Annotated in this window: 19 protein-coding genes; all 19 read left to right on the top strand. The window is 40.9% G+C overall.

What is annotated here, in order from left to right:
- Nucleotides 1-68 precede the first annotated feature (68 nt).
- The 19 genes from J2S07_RS15310 to infB all read left to right on the top strand — a co-directional run bounded on the left by J2S07_RS15310 (nucleotide 69) and on the right by infB (nucleotide 22,261).
- Nucleotides 69-833 carry a FliA/WhiG family RNA polymerase sigma factor gene (locus J2S07_RS15310; protein ID WP_307151322.1) on the top strand — a complete coding sequence of 255 codons (765 nt, stop codon included), beginning with the start codon at nucleotides 69-71 and terminating at the stop codon, nucleotides 831-833.
- Nucleotides 834-879: 46 nt separating this feature from the next.
- Nucleotides 880-2,238, top strand: a complete 1,359-nt coding sequence (locus J2S07_RS15305; RefSeq protein ID WP_307151289.1) for a flagellar assembly protein A — start codon at nucleotides 880-882, stop codon at nucleotides 2,236-2,238.
- Nucleotides 2,239-2,276: 38 nt separating this feature from the next.
- Nucleotides 2,277-2,585 (top strand): hypothetical protein, encoded by a 309-nt coding sequence (locus J2S07_RS15300; protein ID WP_307151288.1) that lies wholly within the window; start codon nucleotides 2,277-2,279, stop codon nucleotides 2,583-2,585.
- Nucleotides 2,586-2,594: 9 nt separating this feature from the next.
- Complete coding sequence (locus J2S07_RS15295; RefSeq protein ID WP_307151287.1) at nucleotides 2,595-3,230, top strand: DUF6115 domain-containing protein; 636 nt, start codon at nucleotides 2,595-2,597, stop codon at nucleotides 3,228-3,230.
- Between the two features lie 146 nt (nucleotides 3,231-3,376).
- Entirely contained in the window at nucleotides 3,377-4,078 is a 702-nt protein-coding gene (gene rpsB, locus J2S07_RS15290) for a 30S ribosomal protein S2 (RefSeq protein ID WP_307151286.1), read from the top strand.
- Between the two features lie 179 nt (nucleotides 4,079-4,257).
- On the top strand, nucleotides 4,258-5,139 hold the full coding sequence (gene tsf / locus J2S07_RS15285; protein WP_307151285.1) for a translation elongation factor Ts: 882 nt from the start codon (nucleotides 4,258-4,260) through the stop codon (nucleotides 5,137-5,139).
- Between the two features lie 195 nt (nucleotides 5,140-5,334).
- The gene (pyrH, locus tag J2S07_RS15280; protein WP_307151284.1) at nucleotides 5,335-6,060 is read left to right on the top strand and encodes a UMP kinase; all 726 of its coding nucleotides are present in this window, start codon (nucleotides 5,335-5,337) and stop codon (nucleotides 6,058-6,060) included.
- On the top strand, nucleotides 6,060-6,617 hold the full coding sequence (frr, locus tag J2S07_RS15275) for a ribosome recycling factor (RefSeq protein WP_307151283.1): 558 nt from the start codon (nucleotides 6,060-6,062) through the stop codon (nucleotides 6,615-6,617). The genes pyrH and frr overlap by 1 nt, the downstream gene beginning before the upstream one ends.
- Nucleotides 6,618-6,801: 184 nt before the next feature.
- A complete protein-coding gene (uppS, locus tag J2S07_RS15270) occupies nucleotides 6,802-7,578 on the top strand; it encodes an undecaprenyl pyrophosphate synthase (protein ID WP_307151282.1) in 777 nt (258 codons plus the stop codon).
- 23 nt (nucleotides 7,579-7,601) lie between these two features.
- Nucleotides 7,602-8,390 (top strand): phosphatidate cytidylyltransferase, encoded by a 789-nt coding sequence (locus J2S07_RS15265; RefSeq protein ID WP_307151281.1) that lies wholly within the window; start codon nucleotides 7,602-7,604, stop codon nucleotides 8,388-8,390.
- Between the two features lie 20 nt (nucleotides 8,391-8,410).
- Nucleotides 8,411-9,556, top strand: a complete 1,146-nt coding sequence (locus tag J2S07_RS15260) for a 1-deoxy-D-xylulose-5-phosphate reductoisomerase (RefSeq protein ID WP_307151280.1) — start codon at nucleotides 8,411-8,413, stop codon at nucleotides 9,554-9,556.
- 111 nt (nucleotides 9,557-9,667) lie between these two features.
- Entirely contained in the window at nucleotides 9,668-10,930 is a 1,263-nt protein-coding gene (gene rseP / locus J2S07_RS15255; protein WP_307151279.1) for an RIP metalloprotease RseP, read from the top strand.
- Between the two features lie 231 nt (nucleotides 10,931-11,161).
- A complete protein-coding gene (locus J2S07_RS15250) occupies nucleotides 11,162-12,865 on the top strand; it encodes a proline--tRNA ligase (protein WP_307151278.1) in 1,704 nt (567 codons plus the stop codon).
- A 208-nt stretch (nucleotides 12,866-13,073) separates the two neighbouring features.
- Nucleotides 13,074-17,393, top strand: coding sequence for a PolC-type DNA polymerase III (locus J2S07_RS15245; RefSeq protein WP_307151277.1), 4,320 nt, complete (start codon nucleotides 13,074-13,076; stop codon nucleotides 17,391-17,393).
- Nucleotides 17,394-17,723: 330 nt separating this feature from the next.
- Nucleotides 17,724-18,194 carry a ribosome maturation factor RimP gene (gene rimP, locus J2S07_RS15240; protein WP_307151276.1) on the top strand — a complete coding sequence of 157 codons (471 nt, stop codon included), beginning with the start codon at nucleotides 17,724-17,726 and terminating at the stop codon, nucleotides 18,192-18,194.
- A gap of 83 nt (nucleotides 18,195-18,277) precedes the next feature.
- Complete coding sequence (nusA, locus tag J2S07_RS15235; protein ID WP_307151275.1) at nucleotides 18,278-19,420, top strand: transcription termination factor NusA; 1,143 nt, start codon at nucleotides 18,278-18,280, stop codon at nucleotides 19,418-19,420.
- A gap of 18 nt (nucleotides 19,421-19,438) precedes the next feature.
- Nucleotides 19,439-19,720, top strand: coding sequence for an RNase P modulator RnpM (rnpM, locus tag J2S07_RS15230; protein WP_307151274.1), 282 nt, complete (start codon nucleotides 19,439-19,441; stop codon nucleotides 19,718-19,720).
- The gene (locus tag J2S07_RS15225) at nucleotides 19,720-20,022 is read left to right on the top strand and encodes a YlxQ family RNA-binding protein (protein ID WP_307151273.1); all 303 of its coding nucleotides are present in this window, start codon (nucleotides 19,720-19,722) and stop codon (nucleotides 20,020-20,022) included. The genes rnpM and J2S07_RS15225 overlap by 1 nt, the downstream gene beginning before the upstream one ends.
- A gap of 19 nt (nucleotides 20,023-20,041) precedes the next feature.
- Entirely contained in the window at nucleotides 20,042-22,261 is a 2,220-nt protein-coding gene (infB, locus tag J2S07_RS15220) for a translation initiation factor IF-2 (RefSeq protein ID WP_307151272.1), read from the top strand.
- Nucleotides 22,262-22,289 lie beyond the last annotated feature (28 nt).

Raw genomic sequence — 22,289 nt, 5'->3', positions numbered from 1 at the left:
TAATATGATAGTCTTCAATTTGCTATAATAGGAGCATAAGAAAATTGTCGATTCTTGTGGAGGTAACAATGGGACATGTATTAACCACTGAGGAACAATTGATTTGGGAAAAATGGATATCGGAACGCGACTCAGATGCTGGGAACCTTTTAGTTAAAAAATACATGCCTTTAGTTAGCTATCATGTTCAAAGGGTAGCAGTTGGTCTTCCAAAAAACGTTTCCAGAGATGATATTCATAGTCTTGGGCTGGTGGGATTATATGATGCGATTGAAAAATTTGACCCTGCCAGAGATTTGAAATTTGATACATACGCTTCTTTTAGAATTCGTGGAGCTATCATAGATGGACTGAGAAAAGAGGACTGGCTCTCAAGGGGAACAAGGGAAAAAGCCAAAAGGATCGAAGCGACAATCGGAATGCTCGAACAAAAACATATGAGAAATATTACGGCGAAGGATGTTGCCAAAGAACTTAATATGTCAGAGGAAGAAGTTCAAACAACCATGAACGAGCAGTTTTTTTCTAGCATTCTCTCTATCGATGAACATCCCCATGATTCGGATGACAAGGATGGTCAACCTTTCGCCATTAAAGATCATAAGGCGGAAATTCCTGAGGAAAAAATCGTAAAAGATGAGCTTATTAAAGAAATGGCCGAAATGATTTCTCATTTAAACGAAAAAGAACAACTAGTATTGAGTTTGTTTTATCATGAAGAGCTTACGCTAACAGAAATTGGACAGGTAATGGACTTATCTACATCGAGAATTTCTCAAATTCATTCAAAAGCTATTTTTAAGCTAAGACAATCCTTAAGCAAGATGATTTAATTTGAGCCTACTGGTTGCAAATTTAAGCATAGGGAGAGGAAAAAAGATGGAGATGCCCTTTCGAGTCAAGATCTCTAGAGATCAATTAACCGCAGAAATAGAGTTAATAGGAGAGTTTGACGATAATATTACTGTTTCAGTAAAAAGCCTAGAAGCGTTTTTAAAAGAAAAAAACATCCATTTCGGAATCGATGAGACGAAGCTCTTTGAAGTGGCAGCCAGCCCAAAAAGCTTCGAATATCCACTTGTGATTGCCAAGGGAATCCCACCAAGGCACGGTGAGGATGCTTATTTGGTTGTTGAATATCAAAAGGAAGAAACAAAGAAAAAGGAAAAGGTAAACTTCAGAAACATCCTTGATATTCCTTCTGTAAAGAATGGAGAGGTGATTGCACGCTGTGTTCCACAAACGGTAGGGGAGAGCGGTAGAGGGGTCTCTGGTCGTTTACTGCCAGCTCGTGATGGCAAACCGTTATTGATACGAGCGGGAAAAAATGTTGTGAAGGATGGGAATCAGTTCATTTCTATTATAGATGGGCAGGTTAGTATTACCAATAAATCGATTGCTGTTAATCCTGTTTTTGAAGTAAAGGGGGACCTTGATTTAAAGACAGGGAATGTTAACTTTATTGGAAATGTTGTGATTCGCGGCAATGTCCCAACAGGCTATGAAGTGATAGCTGGAGGAGATATTAAGATTTATGGACTGGTTGAGGGTGCACAGCTACTAGCGAAGGGAAATATTGTCATCAGTGGTGGAATCACAGGGGGAAATCGTGGGAAAATTGTTGCGAACGGGAGTATACAGGCGAGTTTTTTAAATCAGGCCGACTTAAGAGCAGGTCAGGATGTGATCATTCATTCTTCCTCCCTACATAGTAAAATAGAGGCAGGGGGATCGATTCGATGTCAAAATGGTACGATTATTGGTGGGATTCTTAAAGCAGGAAAAGATATTCATGTAAAGGAACTCGGCAATCACCTGTATACGAAAACGGATCTAACGGTAGGGTATAATCCCTCTCTAGAGCAAAGGGAAAAGAAGCTTAAAGCAGAGGCGGATGAAATATCTGAAAATGTAAAAAAGTTAGATAAGATTGAACACATGATGCTTGAGACAGCAAAGGCAAAAGGACAGCTATCGGAACAAGAAAAGAACCTTATAACGAAGCAAAGGACAACGAAGAACCAGATGCTGCTGCAATTAAATGAACTAGAACAACAGCTGCAATTGATGGAAGAAGAAAAGGAAAATAGCAGGAAGCATTGTATTTATGTTTATGATAATGTTCATCCAAACTCTTGTTTTCACTTTGGTAAATATTCAAAGCTGATTCAAACGGTACATAGCTATGTGAAATTCTATGTTGATCAAAGTGAAATTGTTTTTGAACCGATTGGGTGAGGAATTGACTAAAGTAGAATTGTAAGGAAGTGACGCATGTGAGTCTAAAAGCGATTGAAATGCAAATTGCACTTCCAAGAACGCAGGATATTGGCAAACTACAAGAACAATTACAGCAAAGAGGGCAGCTTCAGCAGGATTTTGCCACAGAAACTGTGAAGAAGGAAGAAGATAAGAAAAAATCTACAGTGGTCAAACAAGAGCGAAAGGATGAGGCGCATTTTCACAAGGATGGGCATCATAGAGACGATAAAGAACAAAAAGGAAGGAAGAAAGATGGGCAAGAACATCAACAAAGAACTGAGCTGCATCCCTATAAGGGGACAAAAGTGGATATTAGTGGATAGAGGGATAGTATGGTCAATCTATTTTTAATACTAAGCTTCGTCCTTAATGGTATAGCGTTTTTTTGTATCATTATTCTTTATTTGCGACAAAATCGATTTCTTGAAGTAGAAAAAAAACAAGAAAAGCTTATCAGCGAAATGGAAGAGGTTATTTCAAGCTATTTAGTAGAGATGACAGAAGAAAACGAAAAGTTCATTCAGAGGGTGAAGGAGCTGATTCCAAATTTTCAAGCTCCCCCTTCTGAAGAATCTTCAACCATTGATACAGCCCAGGTTAACCTGAAAGGACCTCAAGGTTTTGAGCCTGAAATGGAAAAGCAGGAACCGCCGACATTCCGAAGGGGAACTGTTTTTCAGGCTGTTCAGGCTTATAAGAACATAAGTGACAGTGATAATAAAAAGCATAAAGAAACACCTCTAACCACAGAGACAGAGCTGCAATTGAAAAAAAACTTGCCCGAGGAAAAGGCTGAGCAAAAGGAAAACAATACAACATCAAGTGATCTCTACACCCAGTCCTTTTATTACCAGGCTCTTCTATTGCAAAAGCAGGGATTATCGATTGAGGATATAGCTCGAAGGCTGAATAAGGGGAAAACGGAAATAGAACTTTTATTCAAATTGCGACAAAATAAGAAAGAATAACTTGATTCTATATCTTTCATATGCTATATTTACAAATGGTGTTAATACACACGTTCATGGATTTAGACAAATGGTGCTGTTAGCAAACAGTTTTTGTTTAAAGATGAGATGAGCGGAGGAAAACAAAACCATTAGGAGGAAAGACAATGTCAGTAATTTCTATGAAGCAATTGCTTGAAGCTGGTGTACATTTTGGACACCAAACTCGCCGTTGGAACCCAAAAATGAAGAAATACATCTTCACTGAGCGTAACGGTATCTACATCATCGACCTACAAAAAACAGTTAAGAAGGTTGAAGAAGCTTACAACTGGGTAAAAGAATTAGCTGCTAATGGCGGTACAGTTCTTTTCGTAGGTACAAAGAAACAAGCTCAGGATTCTGTTAAAGAAGAAGCAGAACGTTCTGGAATGTACTATGTTAACCAACGTTGGTTAGGTGGTACTTTAACAAACTTTGAAACAATCCAAAAGCGTATTACACGCCTTAAAGATATCGAAAGAATGGCTGAAGACGGAACTTTTGACGTACTTCCTAAAAAAGAAGTTGTCGGGTTAAGAAAAGAACAAGAGCGTCTTGAAAAGTTCTTAGGCGGTATTAAAGATATGAAGCAGCTTCCAGATGCTTTATTCATCATCGACCCTCGTAAAGAGCGCATTGCTGTTGCTGAAGCTCACAAATTGAACATTCCTATCGTAGGTATCGTTGATACAAACTGTGATCCAGATGAAATCGACGTTGTTATCCCTGCGAACGATGATGCAATTCGTGCGGTTAAGCTTTTAACTGGTAAAATGGCAGATGCTATTTTAGAAGCTAAGCAAGGCGAAGAAGTAACAACAGCGTAAATCGAAATGCGGAAGTGCCTTGACCAGATAGGTGCTGGAGCTAGACAATATAACGAAACACAAGGAAGGTGATAAGAGGGCTTTACCCTTCTTTATCACCTTTTTTTCGAGAATAAAGGATTAGCTGCTGTTAGTCCTGTTAAAAATAAGTACATAAACCCTAAGGAGGATTTTTCATAATGGCTATTACAGCACAAATGGTGAAAGAACTGCGTGAAAAAACAGGCGCAGGTATGATGGATTGTAAAAAGGCTCTACAAGAAGTAGATGGAGATATGGAGAAAGCAATTGATTTACTTCGTGAAAAAGGAATTGCAAAAGCTGCGAAAAAAGGTGACCGTATTGCGGCTGAAGGTCTTACTTCTGTAAAAGTAAACGGAAATGAAGCAGTAATTCTTGAAGTAAACTCTGAAACTGACTTTGTTGCGAAGAACGAAGGATTCCAAGCACTTGTTCAAGAACTAGCAGATCATTTATTAGCTAAAAAACCTGCTTCCGTTGAAGAAGCACTTTCTCAAGTAATGGACAACGGGGCAACTGTGGAAGCACATATCAATGCTGCGGTTGCAAAAATTGGTGAGAAGCTTACTCTTCGCCGTTTTACAGTTAAGACTAAGACTGACAGCGATGCTTTTGGTGCATACCTACATATGGGTGGCCGCATTAGTGTGCTATCTGTTCTTGAAGGCACAACTGACGAAGAGGCTGCTAAGGATGTATCCATGCATATCGCTGCTTTAAATCCGAAATATGTTTCACGTGATGAAGTGTCTGCAGATGAAGTAGAACGTGAGCGCCAGGTTCTAACACAGCAAGCACTAAACGAAGGCAAGCCTGAGAACATTGTGGCAAAAATGGTAGAGGGCCGTCTCGGAAAATATTTTGAGGATGTTTGCGTCAACGACCAAGCCTTCGTTAAGAACCCTGATCAAAAGGTTCGTCAATTTGTTGAATCTAAGGGTGGAAAAATCCGCGATTTCGTTCGTTACGAGGTTGGAGAAGGTATCGAAAAGCGCGAAGATAACTTTGCTGAAGAAGTTATGAGCCAAGTTAAAAAATAATTCATTAAGGCGGATGAAGGGAACACGATGTGTTCCCTTCTTTTAAAAGAATACATGTGAGTCCATTTCATAATACAAATCAGGATTATGAAAGTGATTAATGTAAAAAAGGATGTCGTTTTTTGGTGGGGGACAGTTTTTCGTTAGAAACTCTTTCCCTTATACTGACGTCTAATTATACATACGGAGGTTCTAATGAGCAGTCCCAAATATAAACGAGTAGTCTTAAAACTTAGTGGTGAAGCTTTAGCTGGCGAAAAAGGATTTGGCATTAACCCTACTGTCATCAAGTCTGTAGCGAATCAGGTCAAGGAATTGGCTGAGTTAGGTGTTGAGGTTGCTGTAGTAGTTGGCGGAGGTAATATTTGGAGAGGTAAAATCGGTGAGGAGATGGGCATGGACAGGGCCAATGCCGATTACATGGGCATGCTAGCAACGGTCATGAATTCATTAGCTCTTCAGGACAGTCTCGAGCAGCTTGGAATTGAAACACGTGTGCAGACTTCAATCGAGATGAGACAAGTGGCTGAGCCTTATATAAGACGTCGTGCGATTCGTCATCTAGAAAAGAAGCGTGTTGTTATTTTTGCTGCTGGAACCGGAAACCCTTATTTTTCAACAGATACAACTGCTGCTTTGCGTGCTGCTGAAATCGAAGCTGACGTCATTTTAATGGCAAAGAATAATGTGGATGGTGTTTACTCCGCAGATCCAAAGCTGGATGTGAATGCGAAGAAGTATGACGAACTATCCTACCTCGATGTCTTGAAGGAAGGTTTAGCTGTCATGGATTCAACAGCTTCATCATTATGTATGGACAATGATATCCCACTAATCGTTTTTTCAATCATGGAAAATGGTAATATTAAAAGAGCTGTACTAGGTGAAACAATTGGTACAATCGTAAGGGGGAAAAGATAATGCCAAAACAAGTGATAGCAAACGTTAAGGAAAGAAACACAAAGGCTATTCAAGCTTATACGCGTGAGCTTGCAAGTATTCGTGCCGGCAGGGCCAATGCATCATTATTGGATCGTATTACCGTAGACTATTACGGTGCACCAACGCCTATTAACCAGCTTGCTGGTGTTTCTGTGCCAGAGGCTCGCCTACTTGTTATTCAGCCTTATGACAAATCTATATTAGGAGATATTGAAAAAGCAATCCTTAAATCTGATCTAGGTTTGACCCCTTCTAGTGATGGAAGCGTTATTCGACTCTCCATTCCTCAGTTAACAGAGGACCGCCGCAAAGAGCTAGTTAAGCTAGTGAAGAAGGAAGCGGAGGAAGCGAAGATTGCCATTCGAAATATTCGTCGCGATGGAAACGATGAATTAAAGAAATTAGAAAAGAATGGCGAAATTACGGAAGATGATCTTAGAGGCTATGCTGATGATATTCAGAAAATCACAGATGAATACATAGCCAAGGTTGATAATCTTACGAAAGAAAAAGAAAAAGAAATTTTGGAAGTGTAAAAGATTAACCCTCTATCCATAGGGGGTTTTTCTTTTACACACCCAACTTTTTATTCTTATTTCTTTAGCCTGTACATATTTTTTAAGGAGATATCTCCTTTTATTTTTGGTATGATATAAGCATTAAGTATAAATATCTGAAATCATCAGCCAGAGAGAAATTCTTTACTGGAGGAGCAAAATCATGTTAGATAAGATGAATCCTTGGAAGAACAAGAACAACTCTTCCATTCTCCGAGAACAAAAGAATGCGATTAAAGAGCAAATGATCCCTGAGCATGTTGCCATTATTATGGACGGAAATGGAAGATGGGCCAAGAAACGGGCTCTACCACGAATTGCTGGACATCATGAAGGCATGAAGGTTGTTAGGAAGATTACCAAACTTGCGAATGAGGTTGGTGTAAAGACACTCACGCTCTATGCATTTTCGACGGAAAATTGGAAGCGTCCCAAAATGGAAGTTGATTATTTGATGAAGCTACCAGAGGAATTTCTTGGTACTTTCCTTCCGGAGCTAGTGGAGGAGAATGTCCGTGTCGAAATGATAGGCTATAAAGAGAGTTTGCCTTCCGCGACACTTAGAGCAATTGAAAAGGCAATGCGTGAAACGAAAGATAATAATGGCCTTATCTTAAATTTTGCTCTGAATTATGGAAGTAGGGCTGAAATTCTTGATGCAGTGAAGCACGTCTTGGATGATTATAAAAATGGTATAATAAATGAAAAGGAGCTTAATGAAGAATCCCTTTCCACTTATTTAATGACAAATGGATTGTCGGATCCTGATTTACTAATAAGGACGAGTGGAGAAATCCGGTTGAGTAATTTTATGCTTTGGCAGCTGGCCTATACTGAACTCTATTTTACGGATGTTCTTTGGCCCGATTTTGATGAGAATCATTTTTTAGAAGCAATCGGAACATATCAGAGTCGCCAAAGGCGATTTGGTGGAGTATAAATAAAGGTGTTGAATATATTACAATGAAGCAAAGAATAATCACAGCTATCATCGCAGCAGCTGTTTTTCTACCGATTGTAATCGTTGGAGGATTCCCAATTATCTTGTTGGCTTATCTTTTAGCCTCGATTGCATTATATGAATTATTAAGAATGCGTCATCTGAGCCTATTCTCTATTCCGGGTCTTATTTCATTACTGGTATTATGGATTTTTCTTTTGCCAGAACAATATCAAGATTTTTTGACGGATTTAGGATATACGAAGGTTGAATTCGCCTTACTGGCAGTTTTGTTATTTTTGACTTATACTGTTGCTACGAAAAATAAGTTTACATTTGACGATGTAGCATTTTCGATTATGGCAACCCTTTATGTTGGTATGGGGTTCTTGTATTTTATTGAAACAAGAGAAGCTGGCCTTGTTTATATTTTTTATTCGTTATTTATTATCTGGGCGACGGATTCAGGTGCCTATTTTATCGGTCGTGCCATTGGAAAAAGAAAGCTCTGGCCAGAAATTAGCCCAAATAAAACAGTTGAAGGCTTTTTAGGTGGTATTTTTTGCGCCGTAATTGTCGCCATTCTCTTCATCCTATTCTCTGATATGGATGCCTCATTACTGAAGCTTGTTCTAGTAACCATCGTGCTATCGGTATTTGGCCAAGTAGGAGATTTAGTTGAATCAGCATTAAAACGTCATTACAATGTGAAGGATTCTGGCACGATTCTCCCTGGTCACGGAGGCATTTTGGACCGTTTTGATAGTCTTTTATTTGTTTGGCCATTGGTGCATTTTCTACAGCTGCTTTAGTTTGATTTGGAGTGAATTTGGTGAAATATATTAGTTTATTAGGAGCAACTGGCTCGATCGGAACTCAAACATTAGATATCATTAATGAGCATCCAACTGAGTTCCAGCTAGTCGCTATGTCAGTTGGACAAAACATTGAGCGAGCACGGAAAATTATAACTCAATTTCAGCCCGAGCTTGTGTCAGTTGCGAACAAAGAGGATGCAGAAGAACTAAGACAAGAGTTTCCAAAGATGAATTTTTCTTTTGGGCATGAGGGTTTAGTAGAAGTGGCCACATATCCGAAGGCTACCACTTTAGTGAATGCTGTTATCGGAAGTGTCGGGCTGTTTCCAACCCTTGAAGCGATAAAAGCGAAAAAAACAATTTGCATTGCTAATAAAGAAACATTGGTGACGGCAGGGCATTTGGTAATGGATGCAGCTAGGAAAAATAACGTTGCCTTTCTTCCAGTCGATAGTGAGCATTCGGCCATTTTTCAAGCCCTTCAGGGTGAGAAGGTCAAAAATATTGAAAAGCTCATTATTACGGCCTCTGGTGGAAGCTTTCGTGATAAAACAAGAGCAGAATTAAACAATGTAACAGTATCGGAGGCATTGAACCATCCGAATTGGTCAATGGGTGCAAAAATCACGATCGATTCTGCAACCATGATGAACAAAGGGTTAGAGGTTATCGAGGCTCATTGGTTATTTAATATTCCATATGAAAAAATAGATGTCCTACTTCATAAAGAAAGTATTATTCATTCAATGGTGGAGTTTCATGACAGCAGTGTGATCGCACAGCTTGGAACACCTGATATGAGAGTTCCAATTCAATACGCCTTGACCTATCCAGATCGAATCCCCCTTAAAACTGCGGCTAAATTGAACTTAGCGGAAATTGGACAGCTCCATTTTCAAAAAATGGATTTAGAAAGATACCGCTGTTTACGATTTGCCATTGAAGCTGGTAAAGTGGGAGGAACGATGCCAACCGTCCTTAATGCAGCAAATGAAATTGCTGTCCAGGCTTTCCTAGATGGAAAAATTACATTCCTTGAAATTGAGGATTTGATTGAGAAAGCATTAGAAGCTCATAGCTCTGTTAAAAATCCAGATTTAGACATCATTCAAGGGGTTGACCTAGAGACGCGAGCTGTTGTCCGCTCTCTCATTTCATAAGACTGTTTTCGTACAGGCTTATTTCACGTAACTGCTGCAATGGGACAGAAGCATGATAATTAAAAAAGCATGTTAATTAGAAAAACAGCCAAAATAAAAGGTGGTTTTATTTTGAGTACAGTGATTGCCTTTATCATTATTTTCGGGGCGTTAGTATTTTTTCATGAATTAGGACATTTAATTTTTGCGAAAAGGGCAGGAATCCTTTGTCGAGAATTCGCAATTGGAATGGGCCCGAAGGTATTTTCTTTTACCAAGAATGAGACTTTGTATACGATAAGACTATTGCCAATAGGCGGTTATGTTCGCATGGCTGGCGATGATCCGGAAATGATTGAAATCAAGCCTGGATATCGAGTGGGGTTGTTGTTTGATGTGAAGGAAGAAGTAAATAAGATTATTCTTAGTAACAAAGAAAAATATCCAGACCTCAGGATTATTGAAGTCGAAGCTTGCGATCTTGAGCACGAGCTTGTCATTAAAGGCTATGAAGAGGGAGACGATGACACGCTCAAGACATTTAAGATAAGCCGTCAAGCCAGGTTAATCGAGAATGGGGCGGAGACGCTTATTGCCCCATATGATCGCCAATTTGCATCGAAAACACTTGGACAAAGGACAATGGCTATTTTTGCCGGCCCGATGATGAATTTTGTGCTCGCCTTTGTCGTTTTTGTGATAATTGCCCTCATTCAAGGGATCCCGACAAATGAACCAATGCTTGGAAAGCTTACTCCTGATGGTGCGGCACTTGCTGCTGGTCTTCAGGAAGGCGATATTGTTCATTCTATTAATGGTGCAGAGATTTCAAGCTGGAAAGATGTTGTCGAGGTTATTCAAAAAAATCCGGAGAAACAATTGGATTTCCTGCTTGAACGAGACGGCAAGGAGATGACCATTCCGGTTACACCGAAGAAGCAAAAGCAAGAAGATGGAGAAACAATAGGAATTATTGGAGTATACAATCCGATGGAAAAAGCTCCTCTAAAAGCGGTAGTATATGGTGCCAAAGACGTGTATGTTTGGACAAAAGAAATCTTCTCGATGCTAGGAAAGCTGATCACAGGCCAATTTTCCATTGATGCTCTGTCCGGGCCGGTAGGAATTTATGTTTCAACAGATACCGTGGCCAAATCAGGGATATTATACTTAATGAAATGGGCTGGTGTGCTCAGTATTAACCTAGGGATCATGAATCTTTTACCAATCCCTGCACTTGACGGAGGACGGCTCATGTTCTTTGCCGTCGAAGGTTTAAGAGGAAAGCCTGTTGACAGACAAAAGGAAGGGATGGTTCACTTTATCGGCTTCGCCCTCCTGATGTTGTTAATGCTTGTTGTGACCTGGAACGATATCCAAAGGTTCTTTCTATAATTTATACTCTTGATAACATTGGCTATCTCAGTCGAGGTAGCCAGTGATCTTTTAGCTAGGTAGAGTTAAAGCTAGTTGTTGATCTTATGTACCGCCTTATACGTACGCATTCTCTACGTTACTCGTACCGAGTAAAACCCGTTCACACGTACGTATAAGGCTAAAGTCAACAGCCAGTGTTAACAAGCTTTCAGATAAAAATAATCGATGCGATTAAAGAGGTGCTAGTATATGAAACAAAGTATGATGCTTATTCCAACGCTACGTGAAGTGCCAGCTGATGCAGAAATTAAGAGCCATCAATTATTGCTTCGCGCAGGCTTTATGAGACAAAATGCAAGCGGGATTTACAGCTATTTACCACTCGGAACAAGGGTTTTACAAAAGGTCGAGCAAATTGTTCGGGAAGAAATGAACGCAGCTGGTGCGGTCGAGCTATTGATGCCAGCCCTTCAACAGGCAGAGCTGTGGCAGGAATCTGGCCGTTGGTATACATATGGACCTGAGCTTATGCGTATGAGGGACCGTCATGAACGAGAGTTTGCCCTTGGTGCCACCCATGAAGAGGTGATTACGAGCCTTGTCAGGGATGAGGTAAAATCCTATAAAAAATTGCCATTAACGCTCTATCAAATTCAAACGAAGTTTCGTGATGAGAAGCGTCCTCGCTTTGGCTTATTGCGTGGACGGGAATTCATTATGAAGGATGCTTACTCCTTCCATTCTTCTCACGAGAGCCTTGATCAAGTGTACGAGCAAATTTTCCAAGCCTATTCCAATGTTTTTAGACGCTGTGGCCTTGATTTCCGTGCGGTCATTGCCGACTCTGGGGCAATGGGTGGAAAAGACACCCACGAGTTTATGGTGTTATCTGATGTAGGCGAGGATACAATTGCTTATTCTGATACATCGAATTATGCGGCCAATATCGAAATGGCTCCAGTGATCAATACGTATGAAAAAGAAAACGAGCCGGCTAAGGAATTAGAAAAGGTATTAACGGAAAATCAGAAGACGATTGAAGAGGTTTCAAGCTTCCTTCAGGTAGAGACAAGAAAATGCATTAAATCACTCCTTTTCAAAGTAGATGAGCAATATGTATTAGTACTCGCTCGTGGCGACCATGAAGTAAATGATATTAAGCTGAAAAATCTTTTTGAAGCCAGTGTAGTGGAGCTTGCATCTGGAGAGGACACAAAGGAAATTCTCGGCTGTCCAGTTGGTTCGTTGGGACCAATTAATGTAGAGAATGTCGAGATTGTTGCGGATGAAGCTGTCCGTTATGTTGTCAATGGTGTTTGCGGTGCGAACGAGGACAACTACCATTATATCAATGTCAATGCGGAACGTGATTTCAAAGTAAGTCGCTATGCCGATCTCCGCTTTATTCAAGAAGGAGATCCGTCCCCTGATGGAAAAGGGAAAATTCTGTTTGCCAAGGGCATTGAGGTTGGTCACGTCTTCAAGCTTGGTACCCGTTACAGTGAAGCAATGGGTGCAACCTATCTTGATGAGAATGGCAAGGCAAAGCCAATGATTATGGGCTGCTATGGCATCGGTGTTTCAAGAACAATGGCTTCAGTTGCTGAGCAATTTAACGATGACAAAGGACTTGTGTGGCCAGCAAATATCGCTCCATATGAGCTGCACTTAATTGCGATTAACTTAAAGGATGAAGTCCAAGCTTCATTAGCGGAGGAATTATACTCCCTGTTTAACGCCAATCGTTTCGAAGTATTATTCGATGATCGGGCAGAACGCCCAGGGGTCAAATTCGCCGATTCCGATTTAATAGGCCTACCTCTACGAATCACTGTTGGGAAGAAGGCTGCTGAAGGAATTGTCGAACTAAAGGTAAGAAAAACAGGTGAAATGATTGAAATCCATAAGGATGACTTACTCGATAAGATAAAAGAATTACTGCCTACCTTGTAGGAGGACGGGGTCCCTTGAAGAGGGGCCCTATTTTTTTTGATGGCTCTGTTATTTTTGATTGTCGAACTTGACATCGCCTTATTGTTAAGAAATTACTTGACGTGTTCCTGATAATTGTTTTTGTGAAAAGGGAAATCTAGCATCGTTTGTTTATGTTATAATGATGTTCGTACTAGATAGATTAGTTGATAGAGAGGAGAGAAAGTGGATGAGCGGTGCCTCGGAGAAGAAAGAAGCATTTCAACACTTGCTCCAGCAAATACAATTAACAGATGACCGTGTAGTGACTCATTTTCACCATGCAGAAATTGATAAGGTCGTTGTCGAAAGAAAAGCAAAAAAATGGCATTTTTATTTTAGTATGGATGAAATACTGCCTTTTAAAGTATTTGAATTATTTACCTCGAAGCTTGAGAAAGCTTTCGCTCATATTGCCCGAACTTCCTATTCTTTTCAAGTGAAACATCCCAATATACATGAACAATTGATGATCGATTATTGGAATTATTGTATTGGACAGCTTGAGGGAATCGCCCCACCCTACCAAAAACTCTTAAATGAACAGCTTCCAAACATCGTTGGAAACAAAATGATTGTGAAGGTCAGCAATGAATTAGAGGAAATGACCATCAAGAAAAAGTACGGGGAAATGATCTCTGATATTTATCATCAATGTGGCTTCTCAAGCTTCATCATTGACACTGAAATCCAAGAGGATATAACCAACAAACAATACGAACAGTTTCTTGAAGCGAAACAGAAAGAGGATCAGGAAAGAGGTTTTCAAGCGCTGATGGAATTAGAGAAGCAGGAAGCTGAGAAGGATGCAGGAGGAGAGGTTCCTTCTGGGCCATTGACCATTGGCTTAACCATCAAGGATGATGCGGAGTTCCGCAGACTGATCGATATTATTGACGAGGAACGAAGAGTGGCAATCGAAGGCTATGTCTTTTTTGCCGAAACAAAGGAATTGCGGAGCGGAAGAACGCTGTTAACCTTTAAAATTACTGACTATACAAGCTCAATTATCGTCAAAATGTTCTCCAGGGACAAGGAGGATGCCGCTCTCTTTGAAAAGGTGAAAAAAGGTATGTGGCTCAAGGTGAGAGGAAGTATTCAAAACGATACGTTCGTCCGCGACTTAGTCATGATCTGTAACGATATTAACGAAGTAAAGCCGATTGAAAGAAAGGATACAGCACCAGAGGGAGAAAAACGAGTCGAGCTCCATCTTCATACCCCAATGAGTCAAATGGATGCCGTTAGCTCAGTCGGAAGCTTAGTCGCTCAGGCGAAAAAGTGGGGACATAAGGCGATTGCCATTACGGACCATGCGGTGGCTCAGTCCTTCCCTGAGGCCTATAGTGCAGGGAAGAAGCATGATATTAAGATTCTTTATGGAATAGAAGCGAATCTCATCGATGATGGTGTTCCAATTGCCTATAATGATGCACATCGACTACTAGCAGAGGACACGTACGTGGTATTTGACGTCGAGACAACGGGTTTATCAGCAGTCTATGATACAATCATTGAATTAGCGGCAGTGAAAATCAAAAACGGCGAGATCATCGACCGTTTTGAAGCCTTTGCTAATCCACATCACCCATTATCAGCGACCACGATTGACTTAACAGGAATTACAGATGATATGGTCAAAGATGCTCCTGATGTGGAAGTGGTGTTGAAAGACTTCTACGAATGGACAGGCGATGCTATCTTTGTGGCGCATAACGCATCCTTTGATATGGGCTTCTTAAATGTCGGATACAAGAAAATTGGCCTGGAAAAGGCAAAGAACCCAGTTATCGACACGTTAGAGCTTGCTCGCTTCCTTCATCCTGAAATGAAAAACCATCGTCTCAATACGTTAGCTAAGAAATTCAACGTTGAGCTAACCCAGCATCACCGGGCGATTTATGATGCGGAAGCGACAGGCTATATCCTATTGATTCTATTGAAAGAGGCACTTGAAAAAGGGATTACGTATCACGATGACCTCAACAATAATATGGGAAAAGGCAATGCCTATCAGCGTGCTCGTCCTTCCCATTGTACTTTACTTGCTCAGAACGAGGTTGGGCTAAAGAATCTCTTCAAGATTATCTCAATTTCACATATTGATTATTTCTATCGGGTTCCAAGAATTCCTCGTTCTGTTTTGCAGAAATATCGTGAGGGCATCATCGTTGGATCTGGCTGTGATAAAGGCGAAGTATTTGAAGGCATGATGCAAAAAGCATTTGAAGAAGTAGAGGAAATCGCTCGCTTCTATGATTATATCGAGGTGCATCCAAAAGAGGTGTACGCTCATTTAATCGAGCTGGAGCTTGTGCAAAATGAAAGTAAGCTAGAAGATATTATTAAGAATTTAGTTAAGCTTGGTGAAAAGCTGGATATTCCAGTAGTGGCAACTGGAAATGTTCATTATTTAAATCCCAATGACAAGATTTATCGAAAAATCTTGGTGAATTCACAAGGTGGAGCCAATCCACTTAATCGCCATCAGCTCCCTGATGTACATTTTCGTACAACCAATGAAATGCTTGATGCATTCTCCTTCTTAGGTGCTGATAAGGCGAAGGAAATTGTCATTACAAATACAAATAAAATTGCAGATATGATCGAAACCATTAAGCCTATTAAGGATGACCTATACACTCCAAAAATTGAAGGAGCAGAAGAGGAAATCCGCTCGATGAGCTATAAGCGTGCGAAAGACATTTATGGGGAGCCACTTCCTGAAATTGTGGAAGCCCGTTTGGAGAAGGAACTGAAGAGCATTATCGGACATGGGTTTGCGGTTATCTATTTGATCTCTCATAAGCTTGTAAAAAAATCATTGGATGATGGCTATCTTGTTGGTTCAAGGGGTTCGGTCGGTTCCTCACTCGTCGCGACGATGACGGAAATTACCGAGGTTAACCCGCTTCCACCGCATTATGTTTGCCCTTCCTGCAAGCATTCTGAGTTCTTCAATGACGGTTCGGTCGGCTCCGGCTTTGACCTTCCCGACAAGAACTGTCCAAATTGTGGGGAAAAATATACGAAGGATGGCCATGATATTCCGTTTGAGACCTTCCTAGGCTTCAAAGGAGACAAGGTACCTGATATCGATTTGAATTTCTCTGGGGAATATCAGCCGCGTGCTCATAACTATACAAAGGTGCTTTTCGGTGAGGATTATGTGTATCGTGCCGGTACAATCGGTACGGTTGCAGATAAAACAGCCTTTGGATATGTGAAAGCCTATCAGCAGGATCATAATCTTCAGCTTCGAGGTGCCGAGGTAGAAAGGCTCGCATCAGGATGTACGGGAGTAAAACGGACAACTGGGCAGCATCCAGGTGGAATCATCGTTGTTCCAGATTACATGGATATTTATGATTTCACACCGATTCAATACCCAGCGGATGACCGCAACTCTGAATGGAAAACAACTCACTTTGATTTCCATTCCATCCATGACAATGTCTTAAAGCTTGATATCCTTGGACACGATGATCCGACCGTCATCCGCATGCTGCAGGACTTGAGTGGGATTGACCCGAAGACGATTCCAACGGACGATAAGGAAGTCATGAAAATTTTTAGTGGTACAGAGGCCCTTGGCGTAACGGAAGAGCAGATCATGTGTAAGACAGGAACTCTTGGCATTCCTGAGTTTGGAACACGGTTCGTCCGACAAATGCTTGAGGATACGAAGCCAACAACCTTCTCTGAGCTCGTGCAAATCTCTGGCCTATCTCACGGGACGGATGTTTGGCTTGGAAATGCCCAGGAGCTTATTCAGAATAAAATTTGTACACTTAGTGAGGTCATTGGCTGTCGGGATGACATCATGGTTTATCTGATCTATCAAGGTCTTGAACCATCCTTTGCCTTTAAGATTATGGAATCGGTGCGCAAAGGAAAAGGGCTAACCGATGAAATGGAAGAAGAGATGCGCAAGAACAATGTGCCAGAGTGGTATATTGATTCTTGTAAAAAGATCAAATATATGTTCCCGAAGGCGCATGCCGCAGCCTATGTTCTCATGGCTGTCAGGATTGCTTATTTTAAAGTTCATATGCCACTGTACTACTATGCTGCTTATTTCACGGTGCGGGCAGAGGATTTTGATATTGAAGCGATGGTGAAGGGCTCACAGGCGATACGTGCCAAAATAGAGGAAATTAATGCAAAAGGACTTGAAGCATCTACAAAGGAAAAGAACCTTTTAACGGTATTAGAACTTGCATTAGAAATGAATGAGCGGGGCTTTACGTTTAAAAAGGTCGATCTCTACCGATCAAGTGCTTCAGAATTTATCATTGATGGGAATTCTCTTATTCCTCCGTTTAATTCGATTCCTGGGCTTGGAACAAACGCAGCATTGAACATTGTGAAGGCCAGGGAAGATGGGGAATTCTTATCGAAAGAGGATCTGCAGCAGCGCGGAAAGGTTTCAAAGACAATTATGGAATATCTGGAGAATCACGGCTGCTTAGCGGATATGCCAGAGCAAAACCAGCTCTCTTTATTTTAGGCTTTTAATGTAAAATACTGATTTTAGCCTTATACGTGTGCGTGAACGGGTTTTATTCGGAACGAATAACTTAGAGAACGCACACGTATAAGGCGGTATGTGGAACAACAATAGAAATTACAGTGTTCTATTTGCAGGAGCTTTTGTCAAGTAGAAATGAGATTCTCATTTGCATTAAAATATTGGTTATGGTATAGTTTTATTGGAAATACTATCGATAACTCTCGTTAACAAGAGTGGGGATTCCCCACTCTTTCGTGTTGTGTTGGATATTTTTATATGATCTCAATCATGATGAGTTACACATCACATAGGGTTAGGAGGGAATATATGAGCAAAGTAGTCGATGTTGTTGAAGAACTAGTGAAACCGATTGTCGATGAACTCCAACTTGAATTGGTAGATATCGAATATGTCAAGGAGGGGAAAAACTGGTTCCTCCGTGTATTCATTGATAAGGAAAACGGCGTTGATATAGAGGAATGTGGAATCGTTAGTGAACGGCTGAGCGAAAAGCTGGATGAAATCGACCCAATACCTTATAACTACTTCCTAGAGGTTTCCTCTCCTGGGGCGGAACGCCCTTTGAAAAAGGAAAAAGATTTTGAAAAGGCAGTTGGGAAGCATATATTTGTTAAGACCTATGAACCCATTGACGGTGAAAAAACCTTTGAAGGAAAGCTGCTCAATTTTAGTGATAGGCAATTAACAGTAGAGATCATGGTCAAGACTAGGAAAAAGACGGTGACGATACCGCTTGAGAAAATAGCTGCTGCACGGCTTGCTGTGACCTTTTCTTAAATTAGCTTGTGGATACATATCCATTTTCTAATGTAGTTAGCAGTTCATATTGATGATTAGTGTTTAAAGGGGGATATATTCAAATGAGCAGTGAATTGCTTGATGCTCTTGACTTGCTTGAAAAAGAAAAAGGGATTTCAAGAGATGTAATTATTGAGGCGATTGAAGCAGCCTTAGTATCAGCCTATCGTAGAAACTTCAATCAGGCGCAAAATGTTCGTATAGATCTTAATTTAGGATCAGGAACGATGCGGGTTTTCGCTCGGAAAGATGTGGTGGATGAGGTCTTTGATCCACGGCTAGAAATATCGCTTGAAGATGCTCGCAGAATTAATCCAAATTATCAAATCGAGGATGTTGTGGAGCTAGAGGTAACACCTAAGGATTTTGGAAGAATTGCCGCGCAAACTGCTAAGCAGGTTGTGACACAGCGTGTGAGAGAAGCAGAGCGTGGAATTATTTATTCTGAGTTTATTGACCGTGAAGAAGATATTATGACTGGAATCGTTCAACGTGTCGATTCAAAATTTATTTATGTGAGCCTCGGAAAAATTGAAGCGATTTTGCCAGCCAATGAGCAAATGCCTAATGAGAAATATCAGCCTCATGATCGCATCAAAGTATTTATTACTAAGGTAGAAAAGACTACGAAGGGTCCGCAGATTTTCGTTTCACGAACGCATCCAGGACTTTTGAAGCGTCTTTTTGAAATCGAAGTTCCAGAGATTTATGACGGTACGGTTGAAATTAAATCAGTCTCGAGGGAAGCGGGAGATCGTTCGAAAATTTCTGTTCATTCCGATAATCCAGAGGTTGATCCAGTTGGTTCATGTGTAGGTCCAAAGGGTTCACGGGTTCAGGCAGTGGTGAATGAGCTTAAGGGTGAGAAAATTGATATCGTGAAGTGGTCAAATGATCCCGTCGTATTTGTTGCCAATGCTCTAAGTCCTTCTAAGGTGCTTGATGTGATCGTTAATGAGGAGGAAAAGGCAACAACTGTGATTGTTCCTGATTACCAGCTTTCATTAGCCATTGGTAAACGTGGACAAAATGCCCGCCTAGCAGCCAAATTAACAGGTTGGAAAATTGACATCAAATCGGAAACAGATGCAAGGGAAGCGGGAATATACCCACGGGAAACTGGTATTCTTTCCTTTGATGAAGAGGATGACGAACTTGATACGGATTTAAGTCTCGATTTTGATAATGAAGATATGATGGAATAAGGGTGAGGTGACTGATCAATGAACACGAGGAGAAAGGTTCCGATGCGAAAATGTGTCGCTACTGGTGAAATGAGACCGAAAAAAGAACTCGTTCGCATCGTTCGCTCTAAAGAGGGAGAAGTATCCATTGATCTAACAGGAAAGAAGAACGGTCGCGGTGCCTATCTTTCTAAAGACAAAGAAGCCATCCTTTTAGCTAAGAAGAAGAACACATTAAAGACTCATTTAGAAGTAGAGATTGATGAACGTATTTATGAAGAGTTATTAGAGCTAGTTGAGAAGGAGAAACGACTATCCTAATGAAAGCAAATCAATGGATGTCATTGCTTGGATTAGCCAATCGAGCGCGAAAAATTATTTCAGGTGAAGAGCTGGTCGTTAAGGAAATCAGAAGTGGCAAAGCGAAGCTCGTGTTACTGTCCGCGGATGCATCCGCCAATACCACCAAAAAAGTGACTGATAAATGCAAATCCTTTTCAGTTCCATACAGAATGGTTGATAACCGTACTTTACTCGGTCAATCGATTGGAAAAGAAGCCCGCGTAGTGGTGGCCGTTTTAGATGCAGGGTTTGCAAATAAGCTGAAACAAGTGCTCGATTAATTTATGCGGGGGTGAAAGTATGAGTAAATTACGAGTTTATGAATATGCAAAAAAACAGAACGTGTCTAGTAAGGACGTAATTACAAAACTAAAAGAAATGAATATTGAGGTTTCTAATCATATGACAACAATTGAAGGGGATACAATCAAGAAGCTTGATCGTCTTTATAACAATAAAGAAGAAAAACAGCCTCAAAAGGAGAAAGGACAGGCGAAGCCTGCTCCTCAGCAAAAGGTAGACCAACCAGCGAAGAAAACTTCTTATGATGAAGGGGACGACAAAAACTCAGGCCCATCCAAGGTGAAAGTAAAAACAGCACCAAAGCCTCGTGATGGCAAAAAGGGTACTGGGGAAAATCAATCAAATAATAAAGTGTTTAAGGGCAACAATCAAAATAATCAAAACAGAAATAAGAACAAAAATAATAAGCAAAAAGCAAGGGTTCACACAAATACTAAGCCGCCACAACCAAAAAAGGAAAAAGAACTCCCGACAAAAATTGTATTTAGTGAATCTTTAACGGTTGCGGAATTAGCAAAAAAACTTCACCGCGAGCCTTCTGAGATCATTAAAAAATTATTCCTTTTAGGTGTGATGGCAACGATTAATCAAGACCTTGACAAAGATGCCATTGAATTAATTGCCTCCGAATATGGGGTCGAAGTGGAAGAAGAAATTAAGGTGGATGTTACCGATTTAGAGGTGTATTTCACTGAGGATGATGAGACAGAGCTGCAGGAGAGACCTTCCGTTGTAACGATCATGGGTCACGTGGACCACGGGAAAACAACAACCCTTGATTCCATTCGTAATACGAAGGTAACAGCAGGAGAAGCTGGTGGAATAACTCAGCATATCGGCGCTTATCAGGTTGAGGAAAATGGAAAGAAAATAACGTTCCTTGATACACCAGGGCATGCTGCATTTACAACCATGCGAGCTCGTGGTGCGAAAATTACGGACATTACCATTTTAGTCGTTGCAGCCGATGACGGTGTCATGCCGCAAACGATTGAAGCGATCAACCATGCCAAAGCTGCTGAAGTGCCGATTATTGTGGCAGTGAATAAGATGGATAAGGAATCAGCGAATCCTGATCGCGTCATGCAGGAGTTAACAGAGCATGGTTTAATTCCAGAAGCATGGGGTGGGGATACCATTTTCGTACCGATTTCTGCGTTAACTGGTGAAGGCATTGATACCCTTTTAGAAATGATTCTTCTTGTCAGCGAAGTAGAAGAGTATAAAGCAAATCCTAATCGTAAAGCCGTTGGTACGGTTATTGAGGCACAGCTAGATAAGGGTCGCGGTTCTGTTGCCACACTTTTGGTTCAAAATGGTACATTAAAGGTTGGAGATCCAATCGTTGTTGGAAACACTTATGGTCGTGTTCGTGCGATGGTGAACGATCTCGGTCGACGTGTAAAAGAGGCGGGTCCATCTACTCCTGTTGAAATTATGGGCTTAAATGACGTCCCACAAGCAGGGGATCGCTTTGTCGTCTTCGATGATGAGAAAACAGCTCGTCAAGTCGGTGAGGCACGTGCATCCCGCGCTATCCAAGCTCAAAGAAGCGAGAAGACAAGAGTAAGTCTGGATAATCTCTTTGACCATTTGAAGCAAGGGGAAATGAAGGAATTAAATCTAATCGTTAAGGCAGACGTTCAAGGTTCCGTTGAAGCCGTTGCTGCAGCTTTCCAAAAGCTTGATGTGGAAGGAGTCAATGTTAAAATCATTCACACAGGCGTAGGTGCAATAAATGAATCTGATATTACATTAGCAGCAGCATCCAATGCGATCGTGATTGGCTTTAACGTGCGCCCTGACAATAATGCGAAGCGTACTGCAGAGGCTGAAGGTGTTGATATTCGACTTCACCGCATCATTTATAAGGCCATTGAAGAAATTGAAGCGGCCATGAAGGGAATGCTTGATCCAGAATTTGAAGAGAAAATTATCGGTCAAGCTGAGGTTCGTCAAACCTTCAAGGTTTCCAAAATCGGAACGATTGCAGGCTCCTATGTCACAGATGGAAAAATTACTCGCCATAGCGGAGTTCGTGTGATCCGTGACGGAATTGTCATTTATGAAGGTGAAATTGACGCACTGAAACGCTTTAAAGACGATGTGAAAGAAGTAGCCCAAGGCTACGAATGTGGAATTACCATCAAGAACTTCAACGATGTTAAAGAAGGCGACGTCATCGAAGCATATATTATGGAAGAAGTGGAACGTTAAAAGGACTAGATTTTCTGTTCCAAGACTC

The sequence above is a fragment of the Anoxybacillus andreesenii genome, assembly GCF_030813005.1.
Taxonomy (GTDB): Bacteria; Bacillota; Bacilli; order Bacillales; family Cytobacillaceae; genus Robertmurraya; species Robertmurraya andreesenii.
This window is presented reverse-complemented; position numbering and strand designations above follow the sequence as displayed.

Bases quoted from the DNA above. Each gene is read 5' to 3' on its own strand.
- J2S07_RS15310 (WP_307151322.1), top strand. From the start codon at position 69: ATGGGACATGTATTAACCACTGAGGAACAATTGATTTGGGAAAAATGG.
- J2S07_RS15305 (WP_307151289.1), top strand. From the start codon at position 880: ATGGAGATGCCCTTTCGAGTCAAGATCTCTAGAGATCAATTAACCGCA.
- J2S07_RS15295 (WP_307151287.1), top strand. From the start codon at position 2,595: ATGGTCAATCTATTTTTAATACTAAGCTTCGTCCTTAATGGTATAGCG.
- rpsB (WP_307151286.1), top strand. From the start codon at position 3,377: ATGTCAGTAATTTCTATGAAGCAATTGCTTGAAGCTGGTGTACATTTT.
- tsf (WP_307151285.1), top strand. From the start codon at position 4,258: ATGGCTATTACAGCACAAATGGTGAAAGAACTGCGTGAAAAAACAGGC.
- pyrH (WP_307151284.1), top strand. From the start codon at position 5,335: ATGAGCAGTCCCAAATATAAACGAGTAGTCTTAAAACTTAGTGGTGAA.
- frr (WP_307151283.1), top strand. From the start codon at position 6,060: ATGCCAAAACAAGTGATAGCAAACGTTAAGGAAAGAAACACAAAGGCT.
- uppS (WP_307151282.1), top strand. From the start codon at position 6,802: ATGTTAGATAAGATGAATCCTTGGAAGAACAAGAACAACTCTTCCATT.
- J2S07_RS15265 (WP_307151281.1), top strand. From the start codon at position 7,602: ATGAAGCAAAGAATAATCACAGCTATCATCGCAGCAGCTGTTTTTCTA.
- J2S07_RS15250 (WP_307151278.1), top strand. From the start codon at position 11,162: ATGAAACAAAGTATGATGCTTATTCCAACGCTACGTGAAGTGCCAGCT.
- J2S07_RS15245 (WP_307151277.1), top strand. From the start codon at position 13,074: ATGAGCGGTGCCTCGGAGAAGAAAGAAGCATTTCAACACTTGCTCCAG.
- rimP (WP_307151276.1), top strand. From the start codon at position 17,724: ATGAGCAAAGTAGTCGATGTTGTTGAAGAACTAGTGAAACCGATTGTC.
- nusA (WP_307151275.1), top strand. From the start codon at position 18,278: ATGAGCAGTGAATTGCTTGATGCTCTTGACTTGCTTGAAAAAGAAAAA.
- rnpM (WP_307151274.1), top strand. From the start codon at position 19,439: ATGAACACGAGGAGAAAGGTTCCGATGCGAAAATGTGTCGCTACTGGT.
- J2S07_RS15225 (WP_307151273.1), top strand. From the start codon at position 19,720: ATGAAAGCAAATCAATGGATGTCATTGCTTGGATTAGCCAATCGAGCG.
- infB (WP_307151272.1), top strand. From the start codon at position 20,042: ATGAGTAAATTACGAGTTTATGAATATGCAAAAAAACAGAACGTGTCT.